General features: G+C 54.0%; 10 protein-coding genes and 1 pseudogene. 9 read left to right on the top strand and 2 right to left on the bottom strand.

Annotation, left to right across the window (positions count from 1 at the left end; genetic code table 11):
• The first annotated feature begins 58 nt into the window (after positions 1-58).
• From PUV47_RS05605 to PUV47_RS05565, 9 genes and pseudogenes are all read left to right on the top strand, one after another.
• Positions 59-556 carry an RrF2 family transcriptional regulator gene (locus tag PUV47_RS05605; protein ID WP_274217525.1) on the top strand — a complete coding sequence of 166 codons (498 nt, stop codon included), beginning with the start codon at positions 59-61 and terminating at the stop codon, positions 554-556.
• Positions 557-585: 29 nt separating this feature from the next.
• The gene (locus PUV47_RS05600; protein WP_274218284.1) at positions 586-1041 is read left to right on the top strand and encodes a carboxymuconolactone decarboxylase family protein; all 456 of its coding nucleotides are present in this window, start codon (positions 586-588) and stop codon (positions 1039-1041) included.
• Between the two features lie 252 nt (positions 1042-1293).
• Positions 1294-2583, top strand: a complete 1290-nt coding sequence (ccrA, locus tag PUV47_RS05595; protein WP_274217524.1) for a crotonyl-CoA carboxylase/reductase — start codon at positions 1294-1296, stop codon at positions 2581-2583.
• A gap of 437 nt (positions 2584-3020) precedes the next feature.
• Positions 3021-4046, top strand: coding sequence for an ABC transporter substrate-binding protein (locus tag PUV47_RS05590; protein WP_274217522.1), 1026 nt, complete (start codon positions 3021-3023; stop codon positions 4044-4046).
• 250 nt (positions 4047-4296) lie between these two features.
• The gene (locus PUV47_RS05585) at positions 4297-5328 is read left to right on the top strand and encodes an ABC transporter substrate-binding protein (protein ID WP_274217521.1); all 1032 of its coding nucleotides are present in this window, start codon (positions 4297-4299) and stop codon (positions 5326-5328) included.
• A 72-nt stretch (positions 5329-5400) separates the two neighbouring features.
• Positions 5401-6270: an ABC transporter permease gene (locus tag PUV47_RS05580; RefSeq protein ID WP_274217520.1), complete on the top strand. Its 870-nt coding sequence runs from the start codon at positions 5401-5403 to the stop codon at positions 6268-6270.
• A 10-nt stretch (positions 6271-6280) separates the two neighbouring features.
• Positions 6281-7420, top strand: a pseudogene (locus PUV47_RS05575) (quaternary amine ABC transporter ATP-binding protein); the annotation flags it as partial.
• Positions 7421-7691: 271 nt separating this feature from the next.
• Positions 7692-8201: a CAP domain-containing protein gene (locus PUV47_RS05570; RefSeq protein ID WP_274217518.1), complete on the top strand. Its 510-nt coding sequence runs from the start codon at positions 7692-7694 to the stop codon at positions 8199-8201.
• 594 nt (positions 8202-8795) lie between these two features.
• A complete protein-coding gene (locus PUV47_RS05565) occupies positions 8796-9827 on the top strand; it encodes an ABC transporter substrate-binding protein (RefSeq protein WP_274217517.1) in 1032 nt (343 codons plus the stop codon).
• Between the two features lie 63 nt (positions 9828-9890).
• Here the strand turns inward: PUV47_RS05565 and PUV47_RS05560 are convergent, their stop codons facing one another.
• Positions 9891-11018, bottom strand: a complete 1128-nt coding sequence (locus tag PUV47_RS05560; protein WP_274217516.1) for a GNAT family N-acetyltransferase — start codon at positions 11016-11018, stop codon at positions 9891-9893.
• Positions 11015-12424, bottom strand: a complete 1410-nt coding sequence (locus tag PUV47_RS05555) for a lipopolysaccharide biosynthesis protein (protein WP_274217515.1) — start codon at positions 12422-12424, stop codon at positions 11015-11017. The genes PUV47_RS05560 and PUV47_RS05555 overlap by 4 nt, the downstream gene beginning before the upstream one ends.
• Positions 12425-12605 lie beyond the last annotated feature (181 nt).

Here is a 12605-nt window from a genome sequence, read left to right as displayed (position 1 = left end):
CTTGAATAAATATCGAATCACGGATAAAAAATATCCATGAATTGCAGAGGAGTTGAACATGAAGTTTGGGGACGGTGTTGAACAGGCCATCCATTCTGTTGCGATGCTCGCGGGGCTGGAGAAAGGACAGGTGCTTTCTGCTGCCGCCTTGGCAGAGTTTCACGGTATCTCTCCCAGCTATCTTTTGAAGCACCTGCAGGCGCTGTCTCGAGCCGGGATTGTTGCAACAGTTCCAGGGCCCAAAGGGGGGTATCACCTCGCCAAAACCCCGAAAGAGATATCCCTGTTGGATGTTGTTCTTGCGGTTGAAGGTCCAGAGCCAGCGTTTCGCTGCAAGGAAATTCGGCGAAACGGCCCCAACCCTCTGCCTGAGAAGTATTATTCTGCGCCGTGCCAGATCAATGCCGCCATGTTGCGTGCTGAGAGGGCATATCGCGCCGAGTTGAGACAAGTGACGATTGCGGATCTTCTGGCACAAGTGACCAAAGACGATGATGGCTCGTTGGCTGCCCGAAGCTGCGCTTTTCTGGATGCGAATGTTCGCACCCAGTCTTAACAATCCAATGAGGAAGAAAAGGAATGCCGATGGAACCCCGGATTGACTACATGAAGGCTTCGCCAGATTCATTCAAGGCCGTTTGGGCTTTGGAGCAGTTCGTCTCCAAAGAGGCCGGCCTTGATCCTCGTCTTCTCCATCTCTTGAAAATTCGAGCTTCTCAAATCAATGGATGCGCGTTCTGCATTGATATGCATGTGAAGGAAGCGCGTAAAGATGGGCTTGGAGAGCAGTGGATCGCGCTCATCTCGGCTTGGCAAGAATCTCCTCTTTATGACGAACGGGAGCGCGCTGTTCTTGCGTGGACAGAGTCGCTTACCACTGTTTCAGAGAGTGGTGCGCCGGACGCGCACTATGAGATGTTGAAGCCTTTCTTCTCAGAGGACGAAATCACAAAACTGACCGTCGCCATCGGCACGATCAATGTCTGGAACCGTATTGCGATTGCATTCCGCGTTCCGCATCCAGTAGACCCGACCAACTGAGAAGATTGAGGCTGCCCCACGTGGGCTTCTTCGAGCGAAAAGGTGTGCTGCCCTGCGTTATCGTGGTGCAGCATGCTGCAAACTGACTAGCGAACCTAAGCAATAGTATCATAGGCACGGGCTCTCCTCCGGTCCGATACTCTGGTTATGCCCTCGTCCTCAAAAAATGAATATTGCGTCGCAATATGGCTGGCGTAGGGTGTTCATGCGCGGATCCATCTCTGGACGCATGTAGCGAGTGAGGAGGAAACCATGAGTTCAATTGCGAATGTCGATCCTGCGAGCCTTGATGAGGCTGCAGGGGAACTCAAAGACCTCTATGAGATTGGTGAGATACCGCCTCTCGGCCACGTTCCCAAGAACATGTACGCCTGGACCATCCGCAAGGAGCGGCATGGTGCGCCTGAAGACGCCATGGTGAAAGAGGTGATCCCTACATGGAAACTGGACAGCCATGAAGTGCTTGTTCTCGTGATGGCGGCTGGCGTCAACTACAACGGTATCTGGGCTTCGCTGGGTGAACCCATGTCGCCGTTGGACGGCCATCAGATGCCTTACCATGTGGCCGGATCGGATGCAGCAGGCATTGTCTGGGCTGTTGGCTCCAAGGTGCGCCGCTGGAAAGTGGGCGATGAAGTGGTCGTACACTGCAATCAGGATGATGGCGATGATGAGGATTGCAATGGAGGCGATCCTATGTTTTCCGCCAGTCAGCGGATTTGGGGGTATGAGACACCGGATGGTTCGTTTGCGCAGTTCACGCGGGTGCAGGCTCAGCAGCTTATGGATCGACCGCGTCACCTGACCTGGGAGGAATCTGCTTGCTACACACTCACACTTGCGACGGCCTATCGCATGTTGTTCGGCCATGCGCCGCATATTCTGAAGCCGGGGCAGAATGTGCTCATTTGGGGTGCTTCAGGTGGTCTTGGTGTGTTCGGTGTTCAGCTTGCGGCTGCTGCGGGCGCAAATCCCATCGGCATCATTTCTGACGAAGACAAGCGCGACTACGTCATGTCGCTTGGGGCCCGTGCGGTGATCAACCGAAAGAACTTTAATTGCTGGGGGCGTTTGCCAACGGTGAACTCTGAGGACTTTGAAAACTGGCAGAGCGAAGCCCGCCGTTTTGGCAAAGCCATCTGGGCTGTAACCGGCAAAGGCAACGACGTAGACCTGGTCTTTGAACACCCCGGCGAGATGACATTTCCAGTATCTACAATGGTGGTCAAGCGGGGCGGCATGGTGGTGTTTTGCGCTGGCACCACTGGTTTCAACCTCACCTTCGACGCCAGATATGTCTGGATGCGCCAAAAGCGCATTCAAGGCTCGCACTTTGCTCACCTCAAGCAAGCCAGCGAGGCGAACCAGTTTGTGATCGACCGGCGCATAGACCCCTGCATGAGTGAAGTTTTCAGTTGGGAAGATATTCCCAAGGCGCACACCAAAATGTGGAAGAACCAGCACATGCCGGGCAACATGGCCGTGTTGGTAAACTCTCCTCGCCCGGGTCTGCGCACATTTGAAGATGCGATCGCCGACTAAGATTTTACTGCGAGGCCCTTCTAAGGGAAACCGCGTGCCTTAGGTACACCTCCGTGGTTGGGGGAAGAAGGCTGTCTGCCGTCAACTAAAGCTAGATGTTGTGGTGCGGTTTACGATGCGATGACTTGAAGGTTTCGTTTAAAGGCATCTTAAATCAGTATTTCCAATTCTATTGCAGTATATCGTAGTGATGTGGGGTGTAGTAGCAATGTATTAACTGGCCTGGGCTGAGGTCCTTCATGTTGCTCTGATGTTATACCTTGACATATCGATAACATAAACTATGCTCTCGGCCGTCGTTGGGTGAACTCGGCCGCAAAAGGTCTATTTGTCCGATGCAATTTGTCGTGGGCGTTGGCTCAGTCTGTGTAGCTAATACCGGCACACTATTTGGAAACGCCGGTATCCTTGCATCCCCGTTTATGGGAGAGTATCTCTTGCGAAAATTCAATGTTGCGATTGCCGCCTTAGCTTTTGCTGTGCCGGTCAGTGGATCGATTGCAGTTGCCGCGGAGCCAGTTTGTGAGATTGATCGCCCGGTTGTATTTGCTGGGCTTGATTGGGACTCCAGCGCTTTTCACAATTCGGTTGCCAGCTTCATCCTGGAAAATGGATACGGGTGTGAGACTGACATCATTCCGGGTTCAAACATTCCGTTGATCAACGGGTTGGCTCGCGGCGATGTTGACGTACACATGGAAATCTGGCCAACCAACGTTTCTGATGCGCTGCAGAAGGGGCTGGACGCGAACGCGTTTGTTGATCTTGGCGTAAACTTCCCGGATGCGACACAGGCGTGGTATGTGCCAAAGTATCTGGTTGAAGGCGAAGATGCTCCAGCCAAGGGACTGAAGTCCGTCTATGACCTGCCTAAGTACAAAGAGGTGTTTACGGACCCAGAAGAGCCTGGAAAAGGCCGGTTCTATAACTGCATTGCAGGCTGGGTTTGTGAGGTGTTCAATACCAAGAAGCTGCATGCCTATGGGCTGACGGAAGATTTTGTAAACTTCCGCAGTGGTACAGGCGCGGCCTTGGCCTCCGCCATTGAATCCAACATTCTGCGCGAAAAGCCGATCCTGTTTTACTACTGGGGCCCGACATGGGTCATGGGCAAGGTTGGCGATCAAGTGGTTGCGCTGGAAGAGCCAGCTTTTGACGAGGCCATTTGGCAGAGCGTTACAGAAGAGAGCGACCCGTCTCAGGTGACTGAGGCGACGGAATATCCGATGTCTGCTGCCCACATCTTCGTGAACACGGAGTTCAACGAGGCTGCGCCGAAGCTGAGCGCGTTCCTGACCGCGTACGATACGAACAGCGCAATTGTTTCTGAAGCACTTGCATACATGCAGGAAACGGGCGGTTCATCTGACGATGCAGCAGCTGATTTTCTTCGCAAGAACAAAGAACTATGGACAGGTTGGGTTCCAGAGGACGTAGCTACGCGGGTTGATGCGGCGCTCTAGACGACAACTTTTAAAGGATTTCACCTGAGGGCTACCCCCTCAGGTGTGGTAGAGTTAGGGCTGTCAGGGGATGAGACGCCCTGTTCGCACACTTGTTTGGGTCTCTGCTTTGGGAGGTCTGCTTGTGCCGCGTACAATGACAAGCATGCACCTCAGGTGCTGTGCAACGAATAGGTGACCTTTTTTGGGCGCCAGGGGATTTTCGAGGTTGGTGCATGGAGTGCGTAACCTCCTATTGGAGTTAGGTCTGTTGTCAAAGGTAAATGCTGTATTTGCCGCATTGGTGTTAGCCCTGCCATTCTCGGCGGGTTCGGGTGTTGCTGCTGAACGCACCTGTGAAGTAGAGCGCCCTGTGGTATTTGCGGGTCTCGATTGGGATTCAAACGCATTTCATAATTCTGTAGCGGGCTACATTATCGAACATGGGTATGGCTGTGAGACCGATATCATCCCAGGGTCCAGCATTCCGCTCGTTAACGGCATGGCCCGGGGCGATGTCGACATCACCATGGAGATTTGGCCGAAAAACGTTTCCGAGGCCCTGACAAAGGGACAGGAGCGCGGGGACTTTGTTGATCTCGGCATCAACTTCCCGGACGCAAAGCAGGCTTGGTATGTTCCCAAGTACATGGTTGAGGGCGACGACGCGCCTGCGAAAGGTTTGAAGACCGTTTTCGACCTGCCGAAGTACAAGCATCTGTTTGAAGACCCGGAAGAGCCGGGAAAAGGGCGGTTCTACAACTGTATCGCAGGATGGGCTTGTGAGGTTTACAACACCAAGAAGCTCAATGCTTATCAACTGAACGACCACTTCGTTAACTTTCGCCCTGGCACAGGCGCAGCACTTGCAGCTGCCATTGAGTCAAACATCAAGCGCCAGCGCCCAATCGTCTTCTTCTACTGGGGGCCGACGTGGGTAATGGGCAAGATTGGTGATCAGGTCGTCGAGCTGGAAGAACCCGCTTTTGATGAAGCAATCTGGCAGGCCGTGACGGATGAAAACGACCCAACCAAGGTCACTGAAGCCACCGCTTATCCGCTAAATCCGGCTCATGTTTACGTGAATACCGAGTTCTCCAAGGAGGCACCCGACCTCGTGGAGTTTTTGACAGCTTATGAGACAAGCAGCGCAATTGTGTCTGGCGCCCTGGCCTACATGCAGGACACGGGTGGCACCACTGATGATGCCGCGATTGAGTTTCTTAAGCAGAATAGGGACCTGTGGACTGCATGGGTTCCTGAGGATGTTGCCGCAAACGTCGATGCTGCTTTGAAGCAGTAGTTGGCTGCGGCCCTGAGTGCGCGGAGCACGGGCTGACCCGTGCTCTTCTATTAATAACTGTGAGAGGAAATTATGGACTCCGTCCTATTCCCAGATATCGGAAGACCCATACGTGTTGCGACCAACAATTTTGTAGACTATTTGGTCATAAATTACGGAGACGGCTTTGAGGCCTTCTCGAACTTCATCCTGTTCTTCTTGGTTCAGCTCGAGCGTTTCTTGCGCTCCGCCGATCCTGTTGTTGTCTTGCTGTGCGTTGCGTTGCTTACCTACGCTGCCAGCCGCCGCATTGGACTGACCATCGGAATGGTTGTTGCTATGTGGCTGGTAGGCGCGTTGGGGCTGTGGGAGCAGGCCATGCAGACCATCGCTATCATGCTGGTCTCGGTTGCTCTTTCTGTGATGATTGGCATTCCGGCAGGTGTATTGGCGTCACGGTCCGAGCGCTTCCGCGCCGGTTTGAACCCCGTGCTCGACCTCATGCAGACGATTCCAAGCTTTGTGTACCTCATTCCAGCGGCCATGCTGTTTGGCCTTGGTAAAGTGCCCGCAATTCTGGCGACCGTAATTTACGCTGCGCCGCCTCTGATCCGTCTGACCGACCTCGGTATCCGAATGGTTGATTCAGAAGTGGTTGAGGCCAGCCGCGCGTTCGGCGCTACCCGCTGGCAGGTGTTGAAAGGGGTGCAGATCCCGTTGGCGCTGCCTTCCATCATGCAAGGTGTAAACCAGACAATGATGATGGCGCTCGCGATGGTCGTGATCGCATCCATGATTGGTGCCCGCGGTGTGGGTGAAACCGTGCTGCTGGGGCTGCAAAGAAACGACTCTGGTCAGGGCCTTGTTGGTGGTATCGCCATCGTTATCCTTGCAATTCTCTTCGACCGTATCACGCAGTCCGCAGGTCAGCGCATGCAGGCCTATCGCAAAGTGAACGGATAGGAGAAGCATCATGGTAAAAATTCAAGTCAAAAACATTACCAAGATCTTTGGTCCGCGCTCCGCGGAGATGCTCAGCAAGGTCAAGGCTGGCATGGGCAAGGAAGAGCTTCTTGCCGAAACCGGACATACGCTTGGTCTGGACAACGTATCCCTGTCCATCGGCAAGGGCGAGATCTTCGTGATCATGGGGCTTTCCGGTTCTGGTAAGTCCACCATGATCCGTCACTTCAACCGCTTGATCGATCCAACTGACGGCCAGATCATCGTTGATGGCACGGATGTAATGTCTTTGAACCGGAAGGAGCTCGAAGACTTCCGTCGCCACAAGATGAGCATGGTGTTCCAGCGCTTTGGCCTTTTGCCTCACCGTACTGTTGTTCAGAACGTTGCCTATGGCCTGGAAGTGCAGGGTGTGAAGCGCGACCAACGTGAAACCAAAGCGCGTGAGTGGATTGAAGCTGTGGGTCTGGCCGGTTTTGAGGACCAGTACCCAAGCCAGCTTTCTGGTGGCATGCAGCAGCGTGTGGGTCTGGCCCGTGCGTTGGCTACGGATGCTGACGTTCTCTTGATGGATGAAGCGTTCTCTGCTCTTGATCCACTGATCCGCTCCCAGATGCAGGACCAGCTGGTGGAGCTTCAGGAGAAGCTGCACAAGACCATCGTCTTCATTACGCACGATCTGGATGAAGCACTGCGCATTGGTGACAAGATTGCGATCCTGAAGGATGGCAAGCTGTCTCAGGTGGGTACGCCGCCAGAAATTCTGTTGCAGCCAGCTGATGACTACGTTCGTGCCTTTGTACGCGATGTGAACCGTGCTCGCGTTCTGACAGTGGACACCGTAATGCAGCCGCCAGAGTGGCGCATTACGCATGACAACATGGAGCGCGCTCTGGCTGATATGCGCCGCAAGGGTGAAGAGTTTGGCTACGTTGTCGAGAACAAAGAGTTCCGTGGCGTGGTTACTCAGGAAGCGCTTGAGGAGGAGATTGCCAAGCCAGGTGATAATCCTTCGCTCTACGAGTTTGCTGATGATAGCGGCAGTGTCGATCTGGAAAGCACCATTGAAGAGGCGCTGCCAGCAACGCTGGAAAGCGATTATCCGGTGCCAGTCGTTGATGAGTCCGGTCATTTTAAGGGCGTTCTCAGCAACGAAGAGGTTGGCAGCATTCTAACGCCTCCGGAAGAGGAGGTAGCAGAAGGTGATGCGACTGAAAAGGATGGTTCCGCCTCAGGTGCCGACGCGGAAGAAAAGAAAACCTCTGGTGAGAGCGTCAAACGCGCTTCTTGATGATTGTCGCCAGAATAGTTGAGGGAAAAGGCCGGAAGTCTCCGGCCTTTTTCTGTTTTGTCGTTGTATCTCCCCAGATCCGCCGTATTGGTGGCTAGGGTTTGCCCACTACGCTCTGCAGGGGAATAGAATGCGGAAATTGAACTGGAAGCTGCCGGCTTTGTTCGCGGCTATGTCGATGGTTTTGGGAGCTTGCGCGATAGCGCCTGACGAACCTGCCTATTATCGCAGTCTGGAAGCATCAGATGCGATGATTGACCAGCAGGTGGTGGCGCAAATGATTTCCGGTTACCGTGAGCAGCATGGTCTTGGTCCAGTGCGCGTTGACGCCAAACTCACCTCTTTGGCTGAGGCCAAGGCAAAGGACTTGGCTGTTTCCGGAGGCTCGAATGTGTCCGGCCGGGAGGGGGAGGCGCTTGCGCGGCGTATGAGCCAGATCGGGGAGGGCGATACCTATGCAGTGGAGAACACCAGTGCGGGCTATCGACGTTGGGCAGAAGCCTTCTCTGGGTGGCGGGACTCCCCAAAGCATCAGGCGGTCATGCTCGATCCTGATATCACCCGCATAGGGATTGCCACCGCTTACGCCCCGTCTTCCAAGTACAAGGTGTTCTGGAGCATGATTGCGGCCTCTGATTGATGTATCTATCATAGATTTTGATAGGTATTGGCTGCCTTGCAGCGTGTCTCTGAAGGGACTGGAATTGATTTCCCACTGAAACTTAGAGAAACCTATAAAAATCAACCAGTGCTTCTAAGCCCGCGTGAGCAGGCTTTATTTTTTTACTATGCTTCCTCGACTTGTCTGAGGCACCCAGCTTATTCGTCGAAAACGCGGGCAGGGCTGGGCCGCTAATGCGGTACCCGCGTTTTTGCTTGGCGCGCACACAAGAACTACTTCGAAGAAATCAGGTAGTACTTTTCATGATTTTTCTGCTGTAGATTTTCTATGTAAATCTGTCAATTAGATATGTATATTTGTACAAAACATAAGTATTTATTGAAACTGCAAAAAGTATGAATATCCTCATACCAAAGACCAGTTAGCCTAAAAGTTGACAATGATAAAATTGTGACTATTATCACGTCTGCTGAATCGGGCTCTTGCGGACTTTGAAGTCTTTTGAGAGTCCATATTAAACTCGGGTCCCGGCCCGAATTGAACGAGTTCGTCTCTCCTTTTATTTGATAATGGGAGATGGATGACTATAACCTCGTGTACCGGAGATTTCTCTTGATTAGAGCTACACTCACGCTTGCTGCTGCTGCAATTGCGTTGCCGCTGTCCATTGGTTCGAGCGCCGCTTCTGAAGCGCAATGCGAAATCGATCGTCCAGTTGTGTTCGCAGGTCTCGATTGGGATTCCAACGCGTTCCACACGTCTCTTGCCAGCTACATCATGGAGCACGGCTACGGATGTGAAACGGATGTCATTCCCGGCTCCACCATTCCCCTGCTGAACGGCATGGCCCGTGGTGACGTTGATGTGACCATGGAGATCTGGCCCGACAACGTGACTGAAGCGTTGCAGAAAGGCCAAGAAAACGGCGACTTCGTCGACCTTGGCATCAACTTCCCTGACGCACTTCAGGCTTGGTTTGTGCCGAAGTACCTCGTGGAAGGGGATGACGCACCAGCCAAGGGCCTCAAGTCCGTTCAGGACCTTCCAAAATTCAAGGATGTTTTTGAGGATCCAGAAGAGCCTGGCAAAGGTCGTTTCTACAACTGTATCGCAGGTTGGGGCTGTGAGGTCATCAACACCAAGAAGCTGAATGCTTATGGTCTGACTGAAGACTTCGTCAACTTCCGCCCAGGTACAGGTGCGGCTCTGTCTGCAGCGATTGAAGCCAATGTGAAGCGCAAACAGCCAATCTTGTTCTACTACTGGGGTCCAACTTGGGTGCTCGGTAAGGTTATCGACGATCTTGTGATCCTGGAAGAGCCTGCCTTCGATCAGGAAATCTGGGATCAGCTTTCCGAAGAAACCGACCCGACAAAGGTAAAGGAAGCTGTCGCTTACCCGCTGTCCAAGGTTCACGTCTACGCAAACTCAGAGTTTGCTGAACAGGCTCCGCAGCTGGTTGAGTTCCTGACCAACTATGAAACCACCAACGCGATTGTGTCTAAAGCTTTGGCTTACATGCAAGACACGGGTGGCACCACTGACGATGCGGCCATTGAGTTCTTGAAGACCAACCGCGACATCTGGGTGCCATGGGTGCCGGAAGAGGTTGCGGCACGTGTTGAGGCTGCGCTGGAAAGCTAAGCTTTTCAAAGCTGCTAGAGTTTACAGAAGGGCACTCAGAGTACTGGGTGCCCTTTTTTGCGTCTATCGTCTGCCAAGTAGGCCTTTGATCTTGGCGACGGCATATTGTTTTGCGAGGCTCGCTTGAGTGAGTATCGCGTTTGCAAAGGTAAAGCGCAGACCTGATCCAATGGTCAACGTCGCGTGCTCAAACCGGTCCTGCCACACCACGTTGGCCATGCGATTGTCAGTTGAGGTCAGTGAATCCGCGCCATTGAAGCCCGGATCGCGCAAATTGACGGCGCTGCTGTAGAACAGAAGCTGGGTCCCTGGAGAAACCTTGCTGTAGGCTTCGTTGAAGGCGGTTTTCCAGCCAAACCATCGCTTGCCTGCCGCCAGCCAGAGCTTGATGGCAACGGGCTCGCCGGCCAGCGTCATTTGGTCAACGCGGGCCTGTTGGTTTTGGGCTGCCTGCGCGAACATCTCTCGCGTAAAGGCGAGGGCGTTTGAGCGCTGTATGAGAGCGGAGCCTTGGTGCCCTTTCCAACCTTTCTGCTCAAGGTCCAGAAAGGCCTCCAGCCCTTCGAGAGCTTCTTCAGCGGTTGAGCTGGCAGAAAAGGCAAGCTCTCCCTGTTTTTGCAATTGCCGCCCATAGCGCTGGATGCGCTTGCCAGATTTGGAGGCTAGTGCCTGCTGTAGTGCCTCGAAACCTGCCTCTCCACCTCGTTGAAAGGCGCGGTCTGTCTCTTGACTGCGCGCGACTTGCCAGCCCCTGGTCTTTGCAACTTCTTTCAGTTGCGCTTGCACGAGGCCTCCATTGCTGTGGAATGGCAGTACCAACATGTTCCAGGGCGAGAGCTGCAACGCGGTTTCAATCACCTGTTCGAGCGCCTCTTTTGGGGCCTCAGGTGCCAACAATAAGGTTCCGAGTGGACCATAGTTACCTGCAAGGCCTTGCGGCACCTTCAGCAGCGGCAGCGGGCCTTTCATCAGAACTGGCAGCGTGGCCAGTGCGCGGCCACTCCCCGTCTCTCGTGCCATGATCAGCTTCAGGCGGCCTTTTGTCATATGACGCTGATAGGCCTTTATGAACGCGGGGCCGAAAAAGGGATTGGGCTCTATGGCTTCTTGCGTCAGCGCGGCCCACTCTGCCTCGACCTCCTGCCAGTTGGTCTGGTCATAGATGGTTACGGTGAGCGCGGATTGCTTCATGAAATCGCAGCCGGGCTGGCAGATTGGGCGAGAAAGAACGGGCGCACGCCGAGGCGCTTGAGCGTTACGCTGTAGACGAGGGCAGCTTCTGTAAAAATAGCAAGGGTTGTCGAGAGCGCTGCGCCCATCAAACCCAACTGAGGAATGAGGAGGACATTCAAAGCAACGTTCACGGCAAATACAAAGGCATAGATCCATGCGCATCGCATTTGGTTGCCTGACATGATGAGCAGCGCATCTGCCGGTCCAAGGGAGGCGCGCGCAAGGACGCCGAGGATCAGGATGTAGAGCGCTGGCAGGCCCTCTGTGAAGTCTGAGCCGAACAGGCTGAGCAGAAGGGGCGCAACGGGCACCAAAAGAATGCCCAAAAGCAGCGTGGGATAGAATGTCATCTGCGCTGCGGTGCGGGTGTAGGCATGCAGCCCATGGGTATTGCCGCTGTGATAAAGCCGTGAGAGCCGGGCGGCGCTTACCGAGCGTACGGCGTAGAAAACGAAGTGCAGAAGTGCCAGCGTGCGCGATGCCGCGAAATAGATGCCCACCTGATGCGGATCAAGCCAGTAGCCCACCATCAACACATCGGCGCTGGTGATGAGCTGAAAGAACCCATCCACGAGCAACATCGGACCGGAAATCAGCAGCCAGTATTTGAACTCGAACACCTTTGGTGCCTTGGTCACCTTGCTTTTCAGTCGTTTGTGCATCATGAGCGTTTGCAGCGCTGCGACAGCCCAAGCGGAGAAGATAACACTCAGGCAGGCAGTGGTGGCTGTTGCTGCAAAGCCCAAAAACCAGGCTGAGACCATGGCGAGGATGATCAGCAGGGGGCGCCAGATGAAAATCGGCATCATGGCCACCAGTTGCCAATCATAGGCGCGGGCAATGCCCTCCAATACGCGGGAATAAACCGTGATGGGCAGACAAATCGCCATCAGAAGCAATGGCAGCACGAAGTGATTGTCCAGCACGTCTGAGAGTGCCCAGGTCAGCAGCGCGCCAAGCCCTGCGATCAGGGTTGCGCTTGCAAAGCCGACTGTTTTGGCGGTGTAGAGCAGTCCGTTCAGTCGGCCGTGGTCTTGGCTGGCCTCATACTCCGGGATGAAACGCAGCACGGAGTTTGAGAACCCGAAGCAGGAGAACAAGCTGAAAATGATCAGCAAGGTCCATACGGTGACGAAAATACCGTATTCGGTGCCGCCGAGGAAACGTGCCAAGAACACCTGCAGTGCATAGGCCAAGGCCGCGCTTGCCACACGAATGAAAAAGACAATCAACGCGCCCCGGTTTGCCGCCGCTTGGTCATCTGTGCCCCATATCGCGCTGTCAACCTTGGCGGCATAGGGCAGCAAGGCATGCAGGCGGTTTGGCAGCATCTTTTCAGCCAGTGGGGCGAGAAGGATTCGCAAGAAGAGCTCCCTGGGATTTGGCGGGTCAAAAGATGTTGGGGTGCAAAGATTAATATTTTAATCAATGAAGCGCTCGATCTGCGCGCCGGGCATGCTGCTCTTTTGCTTCGTGTTTTTGCGTTGCGGCGCTGAATTTTGGTTGCCCATAAAAACTGGGGGTAAATGAGCGCTTGACTCTCGA

The sequence above is a fragment of the Pseudovibrio exalbescens genome (assembly GCF_028737195.1).
GTDB classification, from domain to species: domain Bacteria; phylum Pseudomonadota; class Alphaproteobacteria; order Rhizobiales; family Stappiaceae; genus Pseudovibrio; species Pseudovibrio zosterae.
The sequence above is the reverse complement of the archived record's forward strand: the minus strand, read 5'-3'. Positions and strand labels throughout refer to the sequence as shown.